At 68.4% G+C, this 21,495-nt stretch carries 21 protein-coding genes and 2 tRNA genes; 11 read left to right on the top strand and 12 right to left on the bottom strand.

What is annotated here, in order from left to right; translation table 11 throughout:
* Nucleotides 1–243 precede the first annotated feature (243 nt).
* From AC07EQ_RS41895 to AC07EQ_RS41885, 3 genes are all read left to right on the top strand, one after another.
* Nucleotides 244–2,238, top strand: coding sequence for an acetoacetate--CoA ligase (locus AC07EQ_RS41895; RefSeq protein ID WP_478393342.1), 1,995 nt, complete (start codon nt 244–246; stop codon nt 2,236–2,238).
* An 80-nt stretch (nt 2,239–2,318) separates the two neighbouring features.
* A tRNA-Ser gene (locus tag AC07EQ_RS41890) sits at nt 2,319–2,408 on the top strand.
* 42 nt (nt 2,409–2,450) lie between these two features.
* Nucleotides 2,451–2,523 (top strand) — tRNA-Arg (locus tag AC07EQ_RS41885).
* Nucleotides 2,524–2,649: 126 nt separating this feature from the next.
* On the opposite strand, the gene AC07EQ_RS41880 is transcribed toward AC07EQ_RS41885, so the two are convergent.
* The 9 genes from AC07EQ_RS41880 to AC07EQ_RS41840 form a co-directional block, all read right to left on the bottom strand.
* Entirely contained in the window at nt 2,650–3,837 is a 1,188-nt protein-coding gene (locus AC07EQ_RS41880; protein ID WP_478393341.1) for a tyrosine-type recombinase/integrase, read from the bottom strand.
* Nucleotides 3,797–4,018 carry a helix-turn-helix domain-containing protein gene (locus AC07EQ_RS41875; protein ID WP_478393345.1) on the bottom strand — a complete coding sequence of 74 codons (222 nt, stop codon included), beginning with the start codon at nt 4,016–4,018 and terminating at the stop codon, nt 3,797–3,799. Before AC07EQ_RS41875 ends, AC07EQ_RS41880 begins: the two co-directional genes overlap by 41 nt.
* A gap of 2 nt (nt 4,019–4,020) precedes the next feature.
* Nucleotides 4,021–4,287 (bottom strand): replication initiator, encoded by a 267-nt coding sequence (locus AC07EQ_RS41870; protein WP_478393344.1) that lies wholly within the window; start codon nt 4,285–4,287, stop codon nt 4,021–4,023.
* 802 nt (nt 4,288–5,089) lie between these two features.
* Nucleotides 5,090–5,470 carry a hypothetical protein gene (locus tag AC07EQ_RS41865; protein ID WP_478393340.1) on the bottom strand — a complete coding sequence of 127 codons (381 nt, stop codon included), beginning with the start codon at nt 5,468–5,470 and terminating at the stop codon, nt 5,090–5,092.
* Between the two features lie 1,007 nt (nt 5,471–6,477).
* Nucleotides 6,478–6,792, bottom strand: coding sequence for an N-acetyltransferase family protein (locus AC07EQ_RS41860; RefSeq protein ID WP_478393343.1), 315 nt, complete (start codon nt 6,790–6,792; stop codon nt 6,478–6,480).
* 381 nt (nt 6,793–7,173) lie between these two features.
* Nucleotides 7,174–8,622 carry an MFS transporter gene (locus AC07EQ_RS41855; RefSeq protein WP_478393339.1) on the bottom strand — a complete coding sequence of 483 codons (1,449 nt, stop codon included), beginning with the start codon at nt 8,620–8,622 and terminating at the stop codon, nt 7,174–7,176.
* Nucleotides 8,623–8,731: 109 nt separating this feature from the next.
* The gene (locus AC07EQ_RS41850) at nt 8,732–9,322 is read right to left on the bottom strand and encodes a TIGR03086 family metal-binding protein (protein ID WP_478393338.1); all 591 of its coding nucleotides are present in this window, start codon (nt 9,320–9,322) and stop codon (nt 8,732–8,734) included.
* On the bottom strand, nt 9,319–9,795 hold the full coding sequence (locus AC07EQ_RS41845) for an SRPBCC family protein (protein ID WP_478393337.1): 477 nt from the start codon (nt 9,793–9,795) through the stop codon (nt 9,319–9,321). Before AC07EQ_RS41845 ends, AC07EQ_RS41850 begins: the two co-directional genes overlap by 4 nt.
* Nucleotides 9,792–10,154, bottom strand: coding sequence for an ArsR/SmtB family transcription factor (locus AC07EQ_RS41840; protein WP_478393336.1), 363 nt, complete (start codon nt 10,152–10,154; stop codon nt 9,792–9,794). The genes AC07EQ_RS41845 and AC07EQ_RS41840 overlap by 4 nt, the downstream gene beginning before the upstream one ends.
* 186 nt (nt 10,155–10,340) lie before the next feature.
* Here AC07EQ_RS41840 and AC07EQ_RS41835 point away from each other — a divergent pair, with 186 nt between their 5' ends.
* The 4 genes from AC07EQ_RS41835 (at nt 10,341) to AC07EQ_RS41820 (ending at nt 12,776) form a co-directional block, all read left to right on the top strand.
* Nucleotides 10,341–10,757, top strand: coding sequence for a MerR family transcriptional regulator (locus AC07EQ_RS41835; protein ID WP_478393335.1), 417 nt, complete (start codon nt 10,341–10,343; stop codon nt 10,755–10,757).
* Nucleotides 10,757–11,104 (top strand): thioredoxin, encoded by a 348-nt coding sequence (trxA, locus tag AC07EQ_RS41830; RefSeq protein ID WP_478393334.1) that lies wholly within the window; start codon nt 10,757–10,759, stop codon nt 11,102–11,104. The genes AC07EQ_RS41835 and trxA overlap by 1 nt, the downstream gene beginning before the upstream one ends.
* 82 nt (nt 11,105–11,186) lie before the next feature.
* Nucleotides 11,187–11,588, top strand: a complete 402-nt coding sequence (locus AC07EQ_RS41825; protein ID WP_478393333.1) for a hypothetical protein — start codon at nt 11,187–11,189, stop codon at nt 11,586–11,588.
* 63 nt (nt 11,589–11,651) lie between these two features.
* Entirely contained in the window at nt 11,652–12,776 is a 1,125-nt protein-coding gene (locus tag AC07EQ_RS41820) for a DEAD/DEAH box helicase family protein (RefSeq protein WP_478393332.1), read from the top strand.
* A gap of 156 nt (nt 12,777–12,932) precedes the next feature.
* Here AC07EQ_RS41820 and AC07EQ_RS41815 read toward each other — a convergent pair whose 3' ends face one another.
* Nucleotides 12,933–13,547 carry a DUF1707 SHOCT-like domain-containing protein gene (locus AC07EQ_RS41815; protein ID WP_478393331.1) on the bottom strand — a complete coding sequence of 205 codons (615 nt, stop codon included), beginning with the start codon at nt 13,545–13,547 and terminating at the stop codon, nt 12,933–12,935.
* 183 nt (nt 13,548–13,730) lie between these two features.
* On the opposite strand from AC07EQ_RS41815, the gene fxsT reads away from it, so the two are divergent.
* Nucleotides 13,731–16,409: an FxSxx-COOH system tetratricopeptide repeat protein gene (gene fxsT / locus AC07EQ_RS41810; protein ID WP_478393330.1), complete on the top strand. Its 2,679-nt coding sequence runs from the start codon at nt 13,731–13,733 to the stop codon at nt 16,407–16,409.
* Nucleotides 16,410–16,418: 9 nt separating this feature from the next.
* Here fxsT and AC07EQ_RS41805 read toward each other — a convergent pair whose 3' ends face one another.
* Nucleotides 16,419–17,507 carry a hypothetical protein gene (locus AC07EQ_RS41805; protein WP_478393329.1) on the bottom strand — a complete coding sequence of 363 codons (1,089 nt, stop codon included), beginning with the start codon at nt 17,505–17,507 and terminating at the stop codon, nt 16,419–16,421.
* Nucleotides 17,508–17,633: 126 nt separating this feature from the next.
* On the opposite strand from AC07EQ_RS41805, the gene AC07EQ_RS41800 reads away from it, so the two are divergent.
* The gene (locus tag AC07EQ_RS41800) at nt 17,634–18,248 is read left to right on the top strand and encodes an SRPBCC family protein (RefSeq protein WP_478393328.1); all 615 of its coding nucleotides are present in this window, start codon (nt 17,634–17,636) and stop codon (nt 18,246–18,248) included.
* Here AC07EQ_RS41800 and AC07EQ_RS41795 read toward each other — a convergent pair.
* A complete protein-coding gene (locus AC07EQ_RS41795; protein ID WP_478393327.1) occupies nt 18,217–19,482 on the bottom strand; it encodes an MFS transporter in 1,266 nt (421 codons plus the stop codon). The genes AC07EQ_RS41800 and AC07EQ_RS41795 overlap by 32 nt on opposite strands.
* Nucleotides 19,483–19,525: 43 nt before the next feature.
* On the opposite strand from AC07EQ_RS41795, the gene AC07EQ_RS41790 reads away from it, so the two are divergent.
* Together AC07EQ_RS41790 and AC07EQ_RS41785 are read left to right on the top strand one after the other, a co-directional pair.
* Nucleotides 19,526–20,527: a GlxA family transcriptional regulator gene (locus AC07EQ_RS41790; protein WP_478393326.1), complete on the top strand. Its 1,002-nt coding sequence runs from the start codon at nt 19,526–19,528 to the stop codon at nt 20,525–20,527.
* Between the two features lie 153 nt (nt 20,528–20,680).
* Complete coding sequence (locus AC07EQ_RS41785) at nt 20,681–21,466, top strand: SDR family NAD(P)-dependent oxidoreductase (protein WP_358567706.1); 786 nt, start codon at nt 20,681–20,683, stop codon at nt 21,464–21,466.
* The last annotated feature ends 29 nt before the right edge of the window (nt 21,467–21,495 follow it).

The following is a 21,495-nucleotide window of genomic DNA, read 5'->3' as shown; positions in this document are numbered from 1 at the left end:
GCCTGAAACGCTACCTCGCCCGCAAGATCTACCGCACCATCACCACAGACCTCGCCCTCACCACCACTTGACAAACAATAGGAGCATCGAAACCGTCACCCGCAGGCATGGCGAACGCCGGTTTCGCGCGAAACCGGCGTCTCGGCGCCCGAGCCCTCGGTGGCCGGCCGGGCCGGTGGAAACCCGCTGATCACCGGCGTCTACGGGGTAGCTGAACCCGGCCTCGGTGGGTTATGAAAGGCCATGGCACCGAGCACCGATCCCGAGCAGGTTCCCGAGCTGTTGTGGCGGCCCAGCCCGGAACGCGTGGCCGCGAGCCGGATGACCGCGTTCCGCGAGTGGCTGCGCAGCGAGCGCGCCATCGACCTGGCCGACTACCGGGCGCTGTGGCAGTGGTCGGTGTCGGATCTGACCGCCTTCTGGTCGGCGGTGGCGGAGTTCTTCGACGTCCGCTTCCACGACCGCGCCGAGCAGGTCCTGGTCGCCGAGGTCATGCCCGGCGCGCAGTGGTTCCCCGGCGCCACCCTGAACTACGCCGAGCACGCTCTCCGCGACGGCGCGGGCAAGGCGGACGACGACCTGGCGGTGATCTTCGCCCGCGAGGACGGCCGCAGCGAGGAGATCACCTACGGCGAGCTGAGGGCCCGGGTGGCCGCCGCGCGGGCGGGCCTCGCGGAGCTGGGCGTGCAGGCCGGCGACCGCGTCGTGGCGTTGGCGCCGAACTGCCCCGAGACGCTGGTGGCCTTCCTCGCCGCGGCGAGCCTCGGCGCGGCCTGGTCGTCGTGCTCGCCGGACTTCGGCGCGCGGGCGATCGCGGACCGCTTCGTGCAGATCGAGCCCAAGGTTCTGATCGCGGTCGACGGATATTGCTACGGTGGCAGGACTTTCGACATTAGATCCACTGTGGATCGGATGCGCGAGGCGATGCCGGGACTGGTCGGCACGGTGCTGGTCGACTACCTCGGCGAGGCGGCCGAACTACCGGGCGCCATCGGCTGGGACGACCTGCTCGAGCGGCACCGCGGCGTGCCGCTGGAGTTCGACCCGGTGCCGTTCGACCACCCGCTGTGGGTGCTGTACTCCTCGGGCACCACCGGCCTGCCGAAGGGCATCGTGCACGGCCACGGCGGCATGGTGCTGGAGCACCTCAAGGCCATCGGCCTGCACTGCGACCTCGGCCCGGGCGACCGGTTCTTCTGGTTCACCACGACCGGCTGGATGATGTGGAACTTCCTGGTCGGCGGCCTGCTGAACGGCACGACCCTGGTGCTGTACGACGGCAGCCCGGGCTACCCGACGCTGTCGGCGCTGTGGGAACTGGCGGCCCGGCACCGGGTGGACTACTTCGGCACGTCGGCGCCGTTCATCCAGAGCTGCCTGAAGCGCGGCCTGCGCCCGGGGGACGCCTTCGACCTGTCGGCGCTGCGCACGGTCGGCTCGACCGGGGCGCCGCTGACCACCGACGGCTTCCGCTGGGTGGCCGACGCGGTCGGCGAGGACGTGCAGATCGCCAGCGTCTCCGGCGGCACCGACCTGTGCACCGCGTTCGTGGGCGCCGCGCCGGACGTGCCGGTGTGGCTGGGCGAGATCTCCTGCGCGCTGCTCGGCGCGGCGGTCGCCTCCTACGACGAGTACGGCCGGGAGCTGCACGACGAGGTCGGCGAGCTGGTGCTGACCAAGCCGATGCCGACGATGCCGGTGTTCTTCTGGAACGACCCGGACGGTTCCCGGCTGCGCGAGGCGTACTTCGACGTGTTCCCTGGGGTGTGGCGGCACGGCGACTGGGTGCGGCTCACCGACCGCGGCACCTTCGTGATCTACGGCCGCAGCGACTCGACCCTCAACCGCGGCGGCGTCCGGATGGGCACCGCGGAGTTCTACCGGGTGGTGGAGGGCTTCGAGGAGATCGCCGACTCGCTGGTGATCGACACCTCGGGCGCGGGCGGCGGCGAGGGGCAGCTGCTGTGCTTCCTGGTGCTGGCGGAGCGCGCCGAGCTGGACGAGGTCAAGCCGCGGCTCAAGGCGGCGCTGCGTGCGGAGCTCTCGCCGCGGCACGTGCCGAACCGGTTCATCGTCGTCGACGAGGTGCCGCGCACCCTCAACGGCAAGAAGCTGGAGGTTCCGGTGAAGAAGATCCTCGCCGGCACGCCGCCGGAGCGGGCGGTCAGCCGCGACGCCCTCCGGAACCCGGCGTCCCTGGACCCGTTCGTGCAGCTCAGTGCCGACCTGAACGGGTGACGGACGGAAAAACCGACCCCCCTGTTTCGGCCGTTCGGAGGGGTGTGTAATCTTTTCTCCGGTGGCCGCGAGGGTTACCGGGAGGCTTCGCCTAGTCTGGTCTATGGCGCCGCACTGCTAATGCGGTTGGGGGTTACGCCCCCTCCCGGGTTCAAATCCCGGAGCCTCCGCTGTGGCCTCCACCGCCAGGTGGAGATCACAAAACTGAAGACGCGCCCGTAGCTCAACGGATAGAGCATCTGACTACGGATCAGAAGGTTAGGGGTTCGAATCCCTTCGGGCGCACGTCTGGTCGAGACAGCCGCGAACCCCCTCTAGCAGGGGGTTCGCTGCTTTTCAGGGCTCGAAACGGCCGGGTTGCTGACTGCCGTTCAGGCCCCGGGTTGCCAATAAATTGCCAACTTTCCTCGGCTACTCGCGGCGAGCCCCGGGATCCAGGAAGTCCAGCGCCTCAGCGCCAGCACGGGACTCCTGACCCCGCCCGAAGTAGTTGTCCTGCGTCATCGACACGTGCGAGTGCCCCAGCAGATCCGCCACCTGACGGGCCGTCAGCCCGGCTTCGTCCTGGAGCGTGGCGAACGTCTTGCGGAGCGTGTGGAAGGTCACCCACTCGTACCCGGCCTGCGTGCGGAACGGCACCCACACCCGGTTGATCACGTTGGAAGCGTTGAGGTAGCCGTTCTTCGTGTTGGTGAACACCGGCATGTCCTCGTTGACGACGCCGAGCCTGGCCTTGCGCTCCAAGAGCATCTGCACGCACCAGTCAGTGAGAGGGATGTCACGCCCCGCAGTCGCGGACTTGCCGTCGTTGCGGACCGTCCCCTTGCCGCGCGCCTGGATGATGTTGCCGTCCATCCGGAGTTTCTTCTTCTTGGCATCGAAGTCCGTCCAGCGAGCCCCGAGAGCCTCCCCGGACCGCTCGCCGGTGGCGATGAAGAACCGCACCAGGTCCGGCAGGTCCCGCCGCTGGGCCTCCTCGTCGGTATCGAGCTTCCCGAGGAGATCGAACACATCGTCCCGGGTCAGGGACCGCGCCTTCTTGCGTTTGGTCTTCGCCCGCCGCTCGGTCAGCGGAGCGATCCCCTTGACCGGGTTCGTCTTCACCGCCTTCGCGTCGATGGCCACGATCATGATGTGGCTAATCACGGCCTTGACATGCTTGGCGAGACTCACGCTGTGTGCCTTCAGCTTCGCCTGGCACAGCTTGTTGACCACCGAGGTCTCCACCTCGAACAACCGCAGGCGGCCCAACGCAGGCTTGACGTGGTTGCGGTAGGCATCGCTGTAGGTGTCCAACGACGCAAACGAGAAGACTCCGTTCTCGGCGTCATCCCGGAACTGCGCCAGCCACAACTGCGCAACGTCGTCGAACAACGACATCGCCGTCACTTCCGCACCAGCAGCCGTTGCCGGAGCCAAGTCCTTGACCGCGTCCCGGACCGCCTGCTTGGCCAGCTCCTTGGTCCGGCCCCTGCGGCGAACGTCGGCGTAGGTGCCATCCTCACGCCGGAACCAGGCACGCGCCACCTGCGAGTTGCCGACCTTCTTCACCGAGATCTCACCCATGCCGCCCAGCGGCAGCGGCAGCCGACCCGCCATCAGGCCACCCCTGCGTCTGAGCGTCGAACCATCGCTCGACGTCGTCAGGCTTGAACCGGACGTACTTGCCGATCTTTCGGCCGGCCGGGCCGTAGCCCCGGGAGCGCCACTGGTAGAGGGTGCCGACCGGGACGCCGAGGTAGTTGGAGACGTCTTCGATACCCCACAGGCTGCGGATCATCATCAGTCCTTCCTTTCGGTGGCGTACTTCTGCTTTCGTGCTTGGCGTGTGCGTTCGGCGATGGCGGCGGCGAGCTCGCGTTCCTCGGGGGTGCGGTGACCGACTGAGGTCATGTCCCAGTGGTTGACCACGGCCACGGTGTCGGCGTCGACACCGAGATCGGCGAGGTTCTGCTCAAAGCGCCAGATCTGCCGGTCTTCGCGAAGCTGCTTGAACGTGGTCGAGTACTCGCGTGACTTGGACAGGAAATGCCCCCGGAAGGCGAGCATGTGCGTCAAGGGCGGCCCCTGCGGGGCCGCCTGCCTGCTGTATGCAAGCCATGACGAGGCCGCCGACCTTCCTGTATGCGAGCCCGGTCAAGCCGCGGTTGGCCGGCCGGGCGTGCGGCTCGCTGCGCTCACCGGTCCCGGCCGGCCAACCGCGGCGACCGGGCGCGAGCGGAAGGCAGGCGGCCTCGTCATGGCGCGAGCGGAAGGCAGGCGGCCTCGTCATGGCGCGAGCGGAAGGCAGGCGGCCCCGCAGAAGCCGCCGAGATGGAGATCTGAACCGCGGATGTCCCGACTCCACTGGTAGCCTGGGCGAGCCATCGAAGACGGTGTTGGGCACGTCGCCGAGCTGGTCACCTTGCCGATCCAGCTGATGCCGAGCCGTTGCTTGCCGAACGGGGTTGCCCGCTTGTGGCCCCGACCGAAGAGCCAGCAGAAAGATGTCTAATTTGGACAATCCCAGGCCGAAAGCAGGTCGTCAGGCCGTTGCAGCAGGCCGAAGGACGAAAAAGACGCCGACCAACGATGGCATGTTTTCGCTGGTCGGCGTCTTGGTCAAGCTCGTGACCTCAGCCCTGCTTGGTCTCCCAGAAGATCTTGTCGATCAGGCAGCCAGAGTTGTTTTTCGATCGCGCGGCGGATCTTGCCCACTCATTGCTCAGCCTTATTGAAAAGGCGGCGTTGTATCCGTCGACCGGCGGCGCAAGTTCTCGGTCCGCCGACCGTGACCCACTATGATTAGAAGGCTTAGCGGGGACACGTCCACTGGATGTGTCCCCGCTAAGACCGAAAGTAGATCACCCAGTCATCCGTCGGTGCGCCCTAAGAATGTGAACAAGGGAAGCGACAGCGAAGAATGTCGCGCGACGAACGGTCGAATTGTCACAACAATGTCTTCTGCGGCAACATCCTCAGTCAACTCAAAGATATAGTGCCCCCAGGTTGGATCGCCAGGCTCCACGCCGCCACTTCCGTAGAGGGTAGGATTATCGCCTGATTCTACAGTAGCCGAAAATTGTGGAATCCCACGTCTTATCTCGACACCGCCGAATTGATCCGATGCGTATCCCGGGCTTAGCAAATACTTGAATTCGAGCCTGCGGCCATCTAGGGTTATGCTGGTAAGCGTGAAGGTTTTTCCGATTGAACTGTCTGTAAGTTCAAGCAACCTAGTCGGGTCGGACATGTCGCTCATGATACCAGCAATTTCCCTCGGGTGCTGCACTCTACACTGCATTCCTCATGAAATAAAAACTAGAGTGTACAGGAGGCGGTTGCGCTTCCCCATGTGTTGGTTGGGAAAAATTCAGATGTTACCAGGATGCTGACAATGTCACCCTTCTTCCAGTCTACTCGGACTCCATTTTCCAGCACGTAATCTGCATTGTCGCTGTGTATGCGATACGTAGGAGAGTACCCGTCGTGCGGGGTTCGCGGCACAGTTGCCTGGTTGTTGACGCGGAGTACATCTTGGAAGTTGGCGTCATTCGCGCCGGAGACGTATTTGCCAACGGCCTGGTGCTCGTACTTTACTGCGATAGGGTTTCCTTGAGGATCGTAGTCGGCCCATAGCTCCATCGAACCAGGTGCTAGGCCGGGCTTGAAGCTTTCGATAGAACCGGGGTCCAGTGTTCCACCGCCCCAGTTGAACTCGTTAACGTCACACGGCGGCGGTGGAATTGGCGGAGGGTCCAGTGGTGCCGCCTGCTCGGACGCGCCAGCTTGTCCACCGCCCAGCAGGAGTCCAATTATCATCAGTCCGGCCAGGAGCTTGCTTGTTGATCTAGGCACACGACAAAGCTACTCGAACTTGCCAACGCCGCGAAATAGGACGATCAAGCGACAACGTTGGTAGTGAGAGAAACTACTTAGAGGGGACATAAAACTGACCAGGACCGCAGGGTAAGGCTGTGCAACGCGCATCCTTTCGGCATTCATCGATCCGCTCTCCCGTGGTAGACGGCGTCCACTATGGCAGCAAGCCCGAACGCCGACCGCTGTTTCAAGCACTGGTTGCGGACGGCAGGTCATACGCGGTAATGAGAAGTGACCGGAGGCAACCGGGGACGTGGCCTCAGAATCCGCGGGTTCGAGGTTCGATCGCCGGGGCGCCACGTAAACCGAGGGCAGGAGGCCTGGGGGTTTGCTACCGAGACCTCGGCGGCCGGGAGCCACGGAGGGGGTGCCGTCTGATCAAACTTCAGCTCTGCGGTCCAACGCCATCAGGACGTCATCGACGTACTGCGCCTGCAGGAAGAACTCTTCCCGCAGGATCCCTTCAACCTGATAGCCATGTCGACGGTAGAGCGCTTGAGTTCGGGCATTGGTACCAAGCACTCGCAACGTAATCCGGCGTGCGTCCCGAGCGGCAGCCTCCTGCCGGACTGCCTGTAGTAGTGCGCTCCCCACTCCCCGCCCCTGGGGCTCGGGGGCAACAGAAAACCCATAGATCTGCTGGGAGGCAGACCTCAGACCCTGTAACGATGAGCTGCGGCCCGGGCGACACATCAAACGTCAAGGCGGAGGTCCACCATCTGCGACGGGGAGCCAATCGCTCCGGATAGGACCTGTAGATGCTCTACCGTCTCTGCCCTCCTGCCAGCGTCACCTGGTGCGACGTGCCCGGCCGCACGATTGAGCAGTATCCCGAGGCGGACTTCGAGAAGCTACCGTGGGCGCTGGCCGAGGCTCGTGCCTTCAGCGTTGACCTCCTACGGATCGCGGTCCGTCACGGTGTGCTGTCGAGTCGGGATGGATGCCGTTTGGTTCGGCAGCCCGATCACTCGTGTTGTGCGCAAACCAATGGACGAGCACTTCTCGCCCCCGGCTGACCGGTGGGCGAGAAGTGCTCGTCCTCAACGGAGTTCCACTCGGTGTTGGCCGGCGGCCTCAGATGGTGCGGACGCAGGCGCACTGGGATGCCGCGAGCGTTCCCTCCGCGGCTTCTGCGGCTTCCCGGGTGGAGACTTCGGTCGCGACCGGCACCGCGACGTGGGCTTGGGCCTCGACCTTCCCGGTGCGTGGCTGGACCGCCACTGCCGCGAGTCCTCCGGTCTTGACCTTCTCATCGCGCTGGACCGCCACTGCGGCGCGTCCTTCGGCCTCAACCGTCTCGTCGCGCTGCACAACCTCACGCCCTTCGGCCTTCTCGTCGCTCGGCCAGACTGCCAGTGCCGTGACCGCTCCGATCGTCGCCAGGCCTGCCAGCACGGTCCAGGTGGTCGTGAAGCCCGCTTGTGCGGCGACCCATCCGGCGATGGGGTAGGTCACCAGCCAGGCCAGGTGGGACAGCGAGAACTGGGCCGCGAAGACCTCCGGAATTCCGGTGGGATCGACCGCCCGGCGAAGCACCCGCCCGGTCGGCGTGATGATCAGCGCCATCCCGCCGCCGATCGCCACCCAGATCGCCCCGGTCGGCAGTGCTGCGGCGACGCTCGCCGCGGATGTCGCGACCGCCGCGCCGACCGCGAGCACCAGCACCGCGGCACCGATCAGCATCACGGACCGGTCCGCCACCCGGTCCAGGACGCGCGGGAGGACGAGGGCCACCAGCAGCGTCCCCGTTCCGGACGCGGCGAGCATCCAGGCCACGTCGGACTGGGTTCCGCCGAGGACGTCGCGGACGTAGTTCACGGTGTTGACGACCACGATGGAGCCGGCGGCGGCGACCACGAGGTTCAGCGCCATGACGCCGCGCAGGCTCGGGGTGGCCGCGAAGGTGCGGATTCCCGCCACGGCCCGGTCCCAGGCGTTCGCGTGCGAGCTGGGGCGCGCGTTGGGGATGCGCGTGGACAGGACCAGCAGCGCCGACACGGCGAACCCGGCGGAGGTGCCGAGGAACAGCAGGTTGAACGACATGAAGGTGAGCGCCACGGCCGCGAGCACGGGGCTCAGCAGGCTCTCCATGGTGGAGGCCACCTGCGATGCGGACAGGGCCCGGGTGTAGTCGGCCTCCTGGGTCACGATGTCGGGGATGACCGCCTGGAAGGTCGGGGTGAACGCCGCTGACGCGGTCTGGAGGACCCCGATCAGGACGTAGATGTGCCACACCTCGGTGACGAACGGCAGCGCGATCACCACCAGGGCGCGCACCACGTCGAGGATCGTGAGGAACCAACGCCTGGGCAGCCGGTCGACGTACGCGGCCGCTAGAGGTGCGACGACCACGTACGCGACCATCTTGATCGTCAGCGCGGTGGCGAGAACCGCGCCGGCCCGTGGGCCCGCGAGCTCGTACGCGAGCAGACCCAGCGCGACGGTGGCCAGGCCGGTGCCGAACAACGCGATGACTTGAGCGCTGAACAGCCGCCGGTAGTCGCGAATCGCGAACAGTCCCATGTCTGTCTCCTCCCGGGCGACCGCAGTCACCGCCGCATACCCCTTAGGGGTACTTGATGCTGGGAGGATTTATATACCCCTAGGGGGTATGTGTCAACGTTGCTGGGAGCTAGTCGTTCGCGACGGCTCGACCGGTGGACGGCCAGTCCGGATCGCGGCCGATGAAGGCCATCAGCTCGTCCTGCGCCGAGGCCCCGTCGGCGACCGGCACAGCGGACCCGAACTGCCCGCTGTCGCGCAGCATCTGCTCCACGGGCTTCATGGCCGCCAGCGCGGCGCGGCAACGCTCCTGGTCCAGGTCGGGCTCGCGGCCGAGGGCCTTGGCGAGATCCCAGGTGTGCATCCAGACGTCTGCGGTGTAGAACCGGTCGATCGCCTCGTCCACCGGTTCGTCGCCGGTGTGCGGGTTGCTGAGCACCCGCCCGGCCGGGGCGTCGAGGATCGCCTGGATGTCGGTGACGTGCTGCTTCCAGGCGGCGACCGGGTCGGCGTCGACGTCCAGGGGCGGGAGCTCGATCCCGGCACCTGTCAGGAAGCCGCGGGACCACTCGACCAGGTGCTTCACGACGTCGAGCGCCGTCCACTCCGCGACCGGGCTGGGGCGCGCCCAGTCGTCGGCCGAGGCGGACTCGACCAGCTCGGTGAACCGGCCGGCGTCGTACGCGTGCTGCCGGGCCGGGCCTCGGGGCGCGATCGTCATTTCGCGAGCAGCTCGTCGAGCTTGTCGTAGCCCTCGTTGACCCCGACGTCCATGCCGCTGGACAGGATGCCGTCGCGGGTCTCGAAGTCCTGCACCACGCTCAGCGTCCGCAGCCGCGTGCGCCCGTCCTCGAGTTCCTCGAAGGTCAGCGTCTCCAGTGCGACTCCGTCCGGCAGGCCTTCGTAGGTGAAGGTCCACACGATCCGCTCGTTCGGCCGCACCTCGTGGAAGCTGCCGTAGAAGGAGGCGACCTCCTCGCCGCCGCGATCGTTGGCGAAGGCCCACGAGCCGCCGGTGCGAGCGTCCCACCGGATGACCCTCGTGGTCAGCGAACGCGGCCCGACCCACTGCGCGTAGAGCTCGGGATCGACGTGGGCGCGGTACACCTGCTCGGGAGCCGCGTCGAACTCCCGGAGGATCTCGATCGTCGGAACCTTCTCGTTCGCCAGGATCTGGGTCTCGTGCTTGGTCATGATGCGTCCTCCGTGCGGTTCGGATTCTCTTCGTCGGCCATCCGGCCCAGCAGGGCGTCGAGGCGCTGGTAGCGCTCCTCGGCCTCCTTGCGATAGCGCTCGATCCACTTCGACATCAGGTCGAACACCTCCGCGTCCAGGTGGACCGGCCGGCGCTGGGCGTCCTTGCTGCGGGTCACCAGGCCGGCCTCCTCGAGCACCTTCACGTGCTTGGAGATCGCCTGGAGGCTCATGTCGTAGGGCTCGGCCAGTTCGCCCACGGTCGCGTCCGTGCCGGCCAGCCGGGCCACCAGTTCGCGCCGGGTCGGGTCGGCCAATGCCGCGAACGCCCGGTTGAGCCGCTCCGTGCTCTCGTTCACCAGTTTTCCTCAACTAATTGGTTGAATACCAAGCTAGGCCACCTTCTCGTCGTTGTCAACCGGGCGGTTGAGGAAGCTCCTGTGCGGGGATTCTTGCCTTCCAGTCGCTCGGCGCGGCCGGGTAGCGGGGGGACGCGGGATCGGAGCGTTGCCTTGACGCTGAGGGGAAGGTTTAACTTCGATCTCATGCGGATCGGTGAGCTGGCCAGACGTGTTGGAACGACGACGCGTGCGCTGCGGTTCTACGAGGCGCAGGGCCTGCTCGAAGCGCGGCGCTCGGCGAACGGCTACCGGGAGTACGGCGAGGACGACGCCCGGCTCGTCAACGAGATCCGGGCGCTGCAAGCCGTCGGGTTCAGCCTCGACGACACCAGGCCGTTCGTCGAATGCCTGCGCGCGGGCAACGAGACCGGGGACTCGTGCGCCGATTCGATCGACGTCTACCAGCGGAAGCTGGCGGAGGTCGATGCCTGCCTCGAACAGCTCAACGCGGTGCGGGCGAGCCTGCTCCGCAAGCTCGGCACGGCGCTGGCGAGGCACCCCGGGACGTGCGGCGTCGCCGACCGGAACGCCGATGAACCGAACGAATCAGAGGAGCACTGATGCCGGCCACCAGCCTTCCCGGCGCGGTTTCCGCGGTCACGGACGAAACCTTCGAACGGGACGTCCTCCGGCACGACAAGCCCGTCCTGGTGGACTTCTGGGCGAAGTGGTGCCCGCCCTGCCACATGATCGCGCCGGTGCTCGACGAGATCGCGCGCGAACGTGCCGAATCGCTGACCATCCGCAAGGTCAACACCGACGAGAACCCGTTCGTCGCAAGGGAATTCCAGGTCATGTCCCTGCCGACGCTGATGCTCTTCCGCGACGGCCGGCCCGTGCACGCCGCCGCCGGCGCCCGGCCGAAGGCGCAACTGCTGGCGGAACTGGACGCGGCCCTGCTCCGCTAGCGGGTCCGGCCTTCGGAAGCAACCTCGTTCGAGCTCGTGCGTCTGCTGCAAGGGAGGCACGAGCCGGACGGAGGGTTGGCCCATGCAGGTGGAGTCCGAACCGACGCCCGATGGATCCGGCACCGAGGTGCAGCGCCGGGACGTCGTGGTGGGATGCGGCCTCGCCGCGAGCCTCGCCCCGCTGTTGTCGCTGGCCGCTGTCCTGGTCATCGCCACCCCGGACAGCGACGCGAGTGGTTTCGCCAACGGCGTGTGGGTCTGGCTGGTCGCGTTGATCGGCGGGCCGCTCCTGACCGTGGTGCTGGCCGTCCCGCTGGTCGTCCTGGTGCCGCGGAGCCTGGCTCAGGGGCGACGGGACGGGGCCGCGCAGGCGGTCGACGGCGCGCCGGTGGGCGAATGGAGCGCGAAGCAGCGGTTCCTGGTCTTCGGCACCATCGCCGGGATGCTGCTCCTGTTCGTCGTCGGCGTCTCGGTCGGCGGGTGATCTCGTGGTTCCTGGCTTCGTTCGGCGAATTTCGGTTGACCGGGGTTCCTAGGCTCACTGGGTATGGGGAGCAAGATTCCGGTGCTCTGGGTGACCGGTGCGCCCGGAGCGGGGAAGTCGACGTCCGGCTGGGGGCTGTTCACGCGCATCTCCGGGCGGGGCGGCAGCGTCGCGTACGTCGACATCGATCAGCTCGGCTTGATCGGGCCACCACCCGGCGGCGGCGCGGCGAGCCACGAGATCAAGGCCGCCAACCTGCTGCGGGTGATCGCCGTGTTGCGGCAGCGCGGCGTGCGGCAGGTGATCGTGTCCGGCGTCGTGGATCCGGAGCTGGGCGTCGAACCGTTCTTCGCCGGTAGCGCCGAGGCGGCCCACATCGATCTCGCGCTCGTGCGGCTGCATTGCGACCGGGAGGAACTGCGCAGCCGGTTCCTCGGGCGCGGATCGCCGGCCGGCATGCTGAGGGAGCTGTTCGAGGTGGTCGACCGGATCGACCGCGCGGCGATCGGCACCCCGCTGGACACGACCGGCCATCGTCCCGGCGACACCGTCGATGCCCTGATGGGGCATTGCGTCGTCCGGCCCGGTCCGGTGCGGCCGCTGGCGTCGGCGGGCGACGGGCTGCCGCCGATGCCGGTGGTCGTCGTGACGGGCGCGACCGCGGTGGGCAAGTCGACCGCCGCGTGGAGCGTGCTGAGCGACCTCTGGCAGAGCGGCGTGCCGACCGCGTACATCGACCTCGACCAGCTCGGATTCGTCCACCCCGGGCCGGATCCCGTTCTCCAAGCGGCCGAACTCGCGGCGCTGTGGCGCGGCTACCGGCAGGCCGGGGCGCAGTCGTTGATCCTCGTGACTCGCGAGCCGGGCGCGGACCTCATGGGCGCCTTGGCGGAGGAACTCGTCACCGTCGTCCGGCTGGACGCCGACGCCGCTGCGCTGGAAGACCGCATCCGACGTCGGGCCGATGGCGAGTCGGCGCTGCTCGCGGGCGACGAACTCCGCGGCGCGCCGTCGGAAGTGCAGAGCCGGGTGGCGGTCCGAGCAATGGCGGAGGCGGAGCGGCTGCGAAGCTCCGGGGCGCATCGGATGGTCCTCGACACCACGGGCCAGTCGCCCCAGGAGACCTCCGCAGCACTGCTCGGCATGCTGCGCCCCGCTCTCGGATCCCCAGAACGCGATCCGAGCTGATCCTTCGCCGGGAATCGGTTCGGGGTTCCCTTCGGTGTGGGACGCGGGGGACGGCGATTTCGCGCGAACTCGCCGCCGGTGTCAGGCGTCGGGCGCCTTCGGGACGAGCCTTCCCGAAGCCATTCCGGAACGCCCCCTGGCCGTGGCCTGAGGTGTCTACTGTGGATCGCGGCGCCAGTGGGCCAGCCAGTTCTTCTTGGGCTTGGGGTGCTTGATGTCGTTGCCGCCCATGAACGAGTAGGTGCGGATGCGGATGACCGGGGCGTTCGGCATCTCCGCGTCCTCGTCGACCTTGACCGTGTTGCCGCCCATGAAGTCCGTTGAGTCGACCACCACGCGCACCCCGCGCGGCACGATCACGTCGTTGCCGCCCATGATCGACACCAGCACGATCTCGATCTCCCGGCCGGGCAGCGTCGCCTCGCGCAGGTCGATCGTGGAGCCGCCCATCAGCGCGAAGTAGCCGGACTTGCGGGGCACCTGCCAGCGGCCCTTGTAGTCGGAGCCGCTGATGATCGCGATCTTCCACCGGCGCTTGGTCTCGTCGGCGGGTTCGGCGGGCAGGTTCGACGGCGCGGCGGGCAGGTCCGTCACCAGCTCGGCGAGCTCGCCCCGCGTGACGGCCTGGTAGGCGGCGTCGACGCGGTCGGTGAACTCGGCCAGGGTCAGTCGTCCGGCCCCCACCGCCTCGGTGAGTTGCTGCGCGGTCTCGGCGCGTTCGTCGTCCGATGCGCGGAGGGACCGGTCGTCGCTCCCGGCTGTGCTGCTCATGCCGGCAGTCTAGAGCTCGGGCGGCTCCGCCACGCCCGAATACCGGACATTTTGACATGCGAGTCCTATGTGGACCTCGTTGCTCCGGGGCGTCCGGCGATCACGGCGCGGTACCCTGCTGGTTCGGCATCTCGTTCCGGCGCGTTTCGCAGTTTTCGACCGGGCAGCTGGGGGTTACCTGGGGTGGACTTCTTCATCAGCCACGCGGGCCGGGACCGGGCGTGGGCGGAGTGGGTGGCATGGCACCTGGTCGACGCCGGCTACACCGTCGAGCTCGACACCTGGGACTGGGCCGCCGGGGACAACTTCGTCACGAAGATGGCCGCCGCGCTCGACGGCGCCGAACGCGTCGTGGCCCTGTTCTCGCCCGCTTACTTCGAACCGCAGCGCTACACGACCGACGAGTGGGCCAGCGCGTTCGTGCACGACGAGCAGCAGCCCTCCAGGCTGTTGCCGCTGGTGGTGGAGGAGTGCGAGCCGCCGCAGCTGCTGCGCCCGCTGATCGCGCAGAAGCTCTTCGGGCTGGACGAGGACCAGGCCCGCAAGGCGTTGCTGGACGCGGCTCGCGGGCCACAGCGCCCGGACGGGCGGCCGGAGTTCCCGCCCAGCGCGCAGGCCCGCGGCCAGGATGCCGGGCCCAGGCCGCGGGTTCCGGGGAGCCCGCCGGCGGTGTGGAACGTGCCCGGGCGGAACTCGGACTTCACCGGTCGGGACGGCGTGCTGGTGCCGCTGCGGGAGCGGCTGCTCTCCGGCAAGAACACGCAGGTCCTGCACGGGATCGGCGGCGTCGGCAAGACGCAGCTGGCGATCGAGTACGCGCACGGCTTCGCCGCCGGGTACGACCTGGTGTGGTGGATCGACTCCGAGCGGACGGGCCTGATCAGCGAGCAGTTCGCGGCGCTGGCCGTCGCGGCGGGTCTGGTCGGCACGAACACCGACCACACCGCGGCGGAACTCGCGGTGCGCAAGTACTTCCGGGAGAACTCCCGCTGGTTGCTCGTCTTCGACAACGCCGAGGACCCGGACGCCGTGCGGCCCTGGCTTTCCGGGGCCGCCGGGCACGTGCTGATCACTTCGCGGAACCCGGCCTGGAACGAGGTCGGGACGCGCACGGAGGTGCAGGAGTTCCAGCGGCAGGAGTCGATCGCTCTGCTGCGCTCCCGCCAGCCCGGCCTCGCGGACGCCGAAGCCGACCGGCTCGCCGACGAGCTCGGCGACCTGCCGCTCGCATTGGCGCAGGCAGGAGGCACGCTGGCGGAAACCGGTCTGTCGGTGCCGGAGTACCTCCGGCTGCTGGCGAGCCGCACGAACGACGTGCTCAACGAGAAGCCGCCGAGTTCTTACCCGACGTCGCTGGCAGCTGCGGTGCGCGTGTCGATGGAGCGGCTGGCGGCGGACGAGCCTGCTGCCGTTGCGCTGCTCCAGGTGTGCGCGATGTTCGCGCCGGAGCCGATCCCGACCGGCTGGCTGAGCAGGCCCGAGGCGCTGCCGGACGAGCTGGCGGAGGTCGCCGGGGACCCGCTCGCGTTCGGCAAGCTGGTCGCGCGGATCGGCCGCATCGGGCTGGCCCGCGTCGGGAACGCGACCATCCGCCTCCATCGGCTGGTGCGGTCGGTCATCCGCGACCAGCTGTCGGTGGAGCGGCGAAAGGCGTTGCACGCCAGCGCAGAAGCCCTGCTCGCCGGGGTCGATCCGGGAAGCACGGAAGATCCGGCGGCGTGGCCGGAATGGGCGAAAACGCTGCCGCACCTGGTCGAGGCGGACCCAGCGACAACGAAGAACGAACGGCTGCGTTCGGTCGCCTGCAGTGCTGTCTTGTACCTGTTGCGGCGCGGGGACGTCACGTCGGCCATGCCTTTCGTCCGGCGCCTCTACGAGCAGTGGCGTGACCGCATCGGCCCTGACGACATCCACACGTTGACCGCGGCGAACGAGGTGGCCCACAGCCAGTACCTGCTCGGGGAGTACCACGAGGCCCATGCGCTAATCGAGGACACTTTGCCCAGATGGCAAGCGAATTTCGGAGACCACGCCGGAACGCTGCGTTCTATGAGTGACTTCGGTGTGATTCTCGATGAGTTGGGCCATCGCGCGTCGGCTTGCGAAGTGCAAGAGACCGTATTGGAAAAGCGGTGCCGGCACCTGGGCGAGGATGACCCGGAAACTTTGCACTCGATGACGAACTTGGCAAACGGTCTGGTCCGCGCCGGTGAGGAAGAACGAGGGCTCGAGCTGCACGAGGCGGCATTGGGGAAGCTCCGGCAGGTATTGGACGATGCTCATCCGTACGTCCTACGTTCGATGACCAGCTTGGCGACGGCGTTGGCTGCTGCCGGCGCGGTTCATCGCGCGCGTGCGCTGTGCGATGAAGCGTGGGTGAAGCGCAGGGATTTGCTCGGTGAAGACCATCCGGACGTCTTGAATTCGATGGACAGTGCTGCATTCGTGCTGGAAAGGCTCGGTGAGGTCGAGGAGGCCTGCCGGTTGAGGCGTGAGGCGTGGCAGAGGTACGTTCGAGTGCGGGGTGCGAACCATCCCTACACTCTGGTTGCTGCCGTTCATTGCGGTGTGGACTTGATTCGGGTGAATCGAGCACCTCAGGCCCGACAGTTGTTGGCCGATGTGCACACACGGCAACGGGCGATCTTCGGCTCCGATCATCCAGATGTGTTGCAGACGTATTCTGCGCTGGCCCTAGCGCTCTACAAGGTGGGAAAGGCCGCACGGGCACGACATGTGGCCGAGAGCGCCATGGCCGGGTACCGGCGCAAGTTCGGAGAAGGTGCGGACCAGGTGCGGCAAGCCGAGGAACAGCTGAAACCCATTCTCCAGGCCAAACCACGCACTTCGAAGCGGCGCTGATCTACGCGATCAGTGTGGCGCCAGTGCTCCTGCCACCCACAGCACGCCGAGGACGGACACGACGAGCGTGAAACCTCCTGCGTAGTGGCGGAATCGCGCCCGCCACGGCATCTGGCGGAGCACGATCATCACCGCCACCAGGGCCGTCAGGCCGACCGGGAGGAGCGCCCGCGCCGCGCGGTCGAACGACGTCAACGGCAGGTACGTCTGGGCTCCGTAGAATGACAGGATCAGCGCCGGTAGCCCCAACCCCGCGGCCGCCGCGGCGGCGAACAGGTTGAAGTTCTGCTGCGCTTCGGCGTCCTGCGCCACCGAGATCGTCGACATGCTGTCCTGCAACGAGTGCAGGCGCGCGGTCTCCTCCTCCAGCAGGCTGTTCATCGAACGGCAGTGCCGGATCGCGTTGTAGTGCATCCGGTCCGGGACCGGGGTTTCCGGGCCCGGTGGCTCACTGGGCTCGCCGTGCTGGTGCGTGGATTCGTCGCGTCGCCAGAGGTCGTCGCGGATCGCCGCGCGCGCCTCGTCCCGGGCGCGGTTGAACGCGATCGACAGCTCGATGACCTCCGCCAGCAGCCGCCGCATCGGCTCCTGCTTGCGGTTGGCCAGCTGGTCGGCGAGTCGCCGTTCCAGCTCGTAGCGCAGCGCGCGGACCTTCGTGACCTCGTTGTGCGAGGACTCGGCAACCGCCTTGGCGAGGATGGCGGCCACGTCCCGCGCGTCGCCGTGCACCGGATGCGCAGGCTCGGCCAGCGAGGCAGCCAACGCGTCGTCCAGCTGCGACCGCACGTCCTGCACCTGCGTCCAGCGGTCGCGCTCCGACCACAGCGCCGTCACCAGGATCGTGACCGACGGCGCCGCGTCCGGTTGCACCGCGATGCGCACCCGGCCCGTGATCAGCTTGCGCGATCCGCGTTCGCCGATGAGTCGCAGCAGGGGAGCGGCGCGATAGGCGGCCGTGCCCGCTTGGTGGAATGCGTCTTCTTCGTTCGGGAAGCCGTGCTCTTCGGCGTGCTCGTAGCGGACTTTCGCCGACACGCCCAGCTCCGACGCGCTCGTATCGCCCGTGAACAGGCGTAATTCCGCCTCCTGAGCACTCATGATCACATCCTAGGCGGCACCTGTCCGCCGGTGTGGGGGACGGGCGACCCGGTCGAGTCGGGAGCGAGCGGACCGCGGTTCGAGGCCGGATGATGGCCCGCGGGAGTCCGGACTGGGAGGCACCACATGTTCGACATCACCAGGCAGGTCACCTCCGTGCAGCGCGTGGTCAGCCAGCATTCGGTCGTCGGTGGCGCGCAGGTCAGCGTGCTGCTGCGCCGCAACTACGCCGCCCCGATCGAGGAACTCTGGCGCGCCCTCACCGAACCGGACCGGCTGCGGCGCTGGTTCCTGCCGATCACCGGCGAACTCCGGGAAGGCGGCCGCTACGAGTTCGAGGGAAACGCCGGCGGCCAGATCCTGCGCTGCGCGGCACCGCGCCTGGTGAAGATCACGTTCGGCGACAGCGTTCTGGAGCTGCGGCTCGCCGAGACCGGCGACGGCACCGGGCTCGAGATGATGCATTCGGTCCCGATGGAGCCGATCAGCAGCGGCGCGGGCGCGCTGCTCGTCGGCCCGGGTTGGGACGTCGATCTGCTCGGCCTGGACCAGTACCTGCGGGGCGAGTACGTGCCGGGGTGGGAGAACTCCGCTGCGGTGCAGGAGTTCTCCCGGCAGGTCATCAAGGCGTGGGCCGCCGCGACCGCGGATTCCGGCACGGCCGACGGCGACCAGATCGCCGACGGGGTGGCCGCGGCGAGCGCCCGGTTCACGCCCGATCTGGACCAGACGACCGCCTGATCGCGACCGCCATCAGCGCGGCCGCGGCGCACAGCGCGGCGGCCCCGATCCAGACCGCGTCGTAGGAACCGAGCAGGTCCCGCGCCACGGCGCCGAAGTAGGCGATCAGCCCGGCGCCCACCTGGTGCGCAGCGCTCACCCAGCCGAAGACGATCGCTCCGCCCGCCCCGAAGACCTGGCGGCACAGGGCGATCGTCGGCGGAACGGTGGCGACGTCGAGCAGCCCGAACAGGACGGCGAAGCCGATCATGGCCGGCTGCACCGTCGGCCCGAACAGCGCGGGCAGCGCCAGCAGGGAGAGGCCGCGCAGCGCGTAGTAGGCGGCCAGGAGCAGTTGCGGGCTGAACCGGTCGGTGAGCCAGCCGGAACCGATCGTGCCGGCCACGTTCACCACGCCGATGACCGCGAGCAGCGAGGCCGCCATCGTGGTCGGCATGCCGTGGTCGTGCGCGGCTGGGGCGAAGTGGGTCCACATGATCCCGTTGGTGGACGCCCCGCAGATCGCGAAAGTGCCCGCCAGCAACCAGAACGGGCCGGTCCGCGCCGCGTCGAACAGCAGTCGCACCGCACGCCCGGCCGCGCCCGTCACCGGCTCCGGCTTCGCCTCGAAAACCGTTGCGCCGTAGGGGCGCAGGCCGAGATCGGCGGGGTGGTCGCGCAGCACCGACCACGCCAGCGGCGCTGTGGCCAGCGCGATCAGCGCGAGGCCCACGGTCGCCGAGCGCCACGCGAAGTGGTCGATGACCCAGGACATCACCGGTAGGAACGCGAACTGGCCGAAGACGCTGGCCGCGGTCAGCAGGCCGGTCACCAGGCCGCGCCGGGCCACGAACCAGCGGTGCGTCACGGTCGCGGCGAACGCCATCGCCAGCGCGCCGCAACCGACGCCGACGAGCAGCCCCCATCCCACGACCAGCTGCCAGGAATCGGAAACGACCGTGGTCAGCCCGGCGCCTGCGGCGATCAGCAGCAGCGCGGCGACGGCCACCCGGCGGATGCCGAAGCGGTCCATCAACGCCGCGGAGAACGGCGCGGTCAGCCCGTAGAGCGCCATGTTCACCGAGACCGCGACGCCGATGGCGGCGCGCGACCAGCCGAATTCGTGGTGCAGCGGGGTGATGAGCAGACCGGCGGTGGTGGCGCAGGCGCCCGCGCCGATGACCACCAGCGCGGTGACCGCGGCGACCCACCACGCGCGGTGGATGCCCGTCCGGGTGGCTGTTTCGATCGTCATGCCCCGACCCTGCGCCGGTGCCCGCCGCGAAACGAGTGGCCTGATGGCCAACATGTGCAAGAATCAGGCCATGACCGGTCGAGTAGCGGTGCTGGTCCGCCACGGCGTGATGCCGATGGAGCTGGGCCTGGTGCACCAACTGTTCGGGCGGGCCCTCTCGCCCGCCGGAGAACCCCTGTACGAGGTCGTGACCTGCGCACTCGTCCCCGGGATGGTGCGCACCGACGCGGACTTCCCGATCCACGTCGCGCACGGCCCCGAAGCGCTGGCCGAGGCGGACACCGTGATCTTCCCGGCGACGCACGAGCTCGACGAGACCGAGACCGAAGGCCGACTCGGCGCGGAGCTCGCCGCGGCGTTCGCGCTGATCCGGCCGGGTACCCGCATCGCATCGATCTGCACCGGGGTGTTCGTGCTGGCCGCGGCCGGGCTGCTGGACGGTCGCCGGGCGACGACGCACTGGCGGTCCTGCGACCAGTTCCGGCGGCTCTACCCGGCGGTCCGGCTGGACCCCGACGTCCTCTACACCGACGACGGCGACGTGCTGACCTCGGCGGGCGAGGCGTCCGGGATCGACCTGTGCCTGCACATGATCCGGTGCGACCACGGCGCGGCGGTCGCCAACGAGGTGGCGCGGACGACCGTGGTGCCGCCGCATCGCGACGGCGGCCAGGCCCAGTACATCCGGCGGCCGATGCCCGAACCGCAGTCCGCCTCGACCGCGCAGGCCCGGGCGTGGGCGCTGGAACACCTGGACCTTCCGCTGACGCTGCGCGAACTGGCCGCGCGGGAGTTGATGAGCGTGCGGACGTTCACCCGCCGCTTCCGCGACGAGGTCGGCGTCTCGCCGCTGCAGTGGCTCACCCAGCAGCGCATCGAGCGCGCCCGGCAGCTGCTGGAGGAGACCGATCTGTCCGTCGACCGGATCGCGGCGGACGCGGGCTTCGGCACCGCGGCCTCGCTCCGGCAGCACCTGCAGGCGACGCTCGGCGTGTCACCCAGCGCCTACCGCGGCACCTTCCGGGGCAGCGCCGTGGCGAGTTGATTCCGGGGTCGTGCGCGTTTTGGGTTGCTATGACAGCCCACAACACTCACGACCCTGTTGGTGGCGGAACCCTTGCCGCCGTCCTCCTGCCTGGGTGAGGATCTGGTGGTCAGACCACCGGGTCTGGTTGTCCACCTTCCGGGAGGAAAGATCATGACGAATCGGCTCGCGAACCTCTTCCGGCTCGACGGGCGCAAGGCGGTCGTCGTCGGCGGTGGCAGCGGCCTCGGCCGGTCCAGCGCGGTGGCGCTGGCCGAGTTCGGCGCGCAGGTGATCGTCGCGGACGTGGATCCGGACGGCGCCGAGGGGACCGTGGAGGCGATCAAGAGCCTCGGCCACGAGGCGAGCCGGCGCGAGCTGGACGTGCGCGACGGCGCGCAGATCCAGCGGCTCGCGGAGGCCGAGGCGGACGCCGAGGTGCTCGTCGTGACGCCCGGCATCAACGTCCGCAAGCGCCTGCTCGACACCGTCGACGAGGAGTTCGACCGCGTCGTGGACGTCAACTTGAAGGGCACCTACCGGCTGGTGCGGGACTTCGGCGCGCGGATGGCCGAGCGCGGCCGCGGCAGCATCATCACCTTCGCCAGCTTCCGCGCCGAGGTGGTCGAACCGGGCCAGGGCATCTACGCCGCGACCAAGGCGGGCGTCGTGCAGCTCTCCCGCGCGCTGGCCGCGGAGCTGGGGCCGAAGGGCGTGCGGGTCAACGCGATCGCGCCCGGCCCGTTCGAGACGCCGCTGACCGAGCAGATCAAGTCCGACCAGACCTGGTACGGCGCGTACGCGGAGAAGACCGCGCTGAAGCGGTGGGCCAACGCCGACGAGATCGCCGGAGCCGTGGTGTACCTGGCCTCGGACGCCGCGTCGTACGTCACGGGCAGCCTCCAGCTGGTGGAAGGCGGCTGGACGGCGATCGACGGCCGCTTCGAGCCCAACGTCTGATCCGCCGGGCTCGCCTTGCGTCGCGGGGC

It is taken from the genome of Saccharopolyspora sp. NPDC045839, from assembly GCF_056431645.1.
The sequence above is the reverse complement of the archived record's forward strand: the minus strand, read 5'-3'. Positions and strand labels throughout refer to the sequence as shown.

Bases quoted from the DNA above. Each gene is read 5' to 3' on its own strand.
- AC07EQ_RS41895 (WP_478393342.1), top strand. From the start codon at position 244: ATGGCACCGAGCACCGATCCCGAGCAGGTTCCCGAGCTGTTGTGGCGG.
- AC07EQ_RS41880 (WP_478393341.1), bottom strand. From the start codon at position 3,837: ATGGCGGGTCGGCTGCCGCTGCCGCTGGGCGGCATGGGTGAGATCTCG.
- AC07EQ_RS41875 (WP_478393345.1), bottom strand. From the start codon at position 4,018: ATGATCCGCAGCCTGTGGGGTATCGAAGACGTCTCCAACTACCTCGGC.
- AC07EQ_RS41870 (WP_478393344.1), bottom strand. From the start codon at position 4,287: ATGCTCGCCTTCCGGGGGCATTTCCTGTCCAAGTCACGCGAGTACTCG.
- AC07EQ_RS41865 (WP_478393340.1), bottom strand. From the start codon at position 5,470: ATGTCCGACCCGACTAGGTTGCTTGAACTTACAGACAGTTCAATCGGA.
- AC07EQ_RS41860 (WP_478393343.1), bottom strand. From the start codon at position 6,792: ATGTGTCGCCCGGGCCGCAGCTCATCGTTACAGGGTCTGAGGTCTGCC.
- AC07EQ_RS41855 (WP_478393339.1), bottom strand. From the start codon at position 8,622: ATGGGACTGTTCGCGATTCGCGACTACCGGCGGCTGTTCAGCGCTCAA.
- AC07EQ_RS41850 (WP_478393338.1), bottom strand. From the start codon at position 9,322: ATGACGATCGCGCCCCGAGGCCCGGCCCGGCAGCACGCGTACGACGCC.
- AC07EQ_RS41845 (WP_478393337.1), bottom strand. From the start codon at position 9,795: ATGACCAAGCACGAGACCCAGATCCTGGCGAACGAGAAGGTTCCGACG.
- AC07EQ_RS41835 (WP_478393335.1), top strand. From the start codon at position 10,341: ATGCGGATCGGTGAGCTGGCCAGACGTGTTGGAACGACGACGCGTGCG.
- trxA (WP_478393334.1), top strand. From the start codon at position 10,757: ATGCCGGCCACCAGCCTTCCCGGCGCGGTTTCCGCGGTCACGGACGAA.
- AC07EQ_RS41825 (WP_478393333.1), top strand. From the start codon at position 11,187: ATGCAGGTGGAGTCCGAACCGACGCCCGATGGATCCGGCACCGAGGTG.
- AC07EQ_RS41820 (WP_478393332.1), top strand. From the start codon at position 11,652: ATGGGGAGCAAGATTCCGGTGCTCTGGGTGACCGGTGCGCCCGGAGCG.
- AC07EQ_RS41815 (WP_478393331.1), bottom strand. From the start codon at position 13,547: ATGAGCAGCACAGCCGGGAGCGACGACCGGTCCCTCCGCGCATCGGAC.
- AC07EQ_RS41805 (WP_478393329.1), bottom strand. From the start codon at position 17,507: ATGAGTGCTCAGGAGGCGGAATTACGCCTGTTCACGGGCGATACGAGC.
- AC07EQ_RS41800 (WP_478393328.1), top strand. From the start codon at position 17,634: ATGTTCGACATCACCAGGCAGGTCACCTCCGTGCAGCGCGTGGTCAGC.
- AC07EQ_RS41795 (WP_478393327.1), bottom strand. From the start codon at position 19,482: ATGACGATCGAAACAGCCACCCGGACGGGCATCCACCGCGCGTGGTGG.
- AC07EQ_RS41790 (WP_478393326.1), top strand. From the start codon at position 19,526: ATGGCCAACATGTGCAAGAATCAGGCCATGACCGGTCGAGTAGCGGTG.
- AC07EQ_RS41785 (WP_358567706.1), top strand. From the start codon at position 20,681: ATGACGAATCGGCTCGCGAACCTCTTCCGGCTCGACGGGCGCAAGGCG.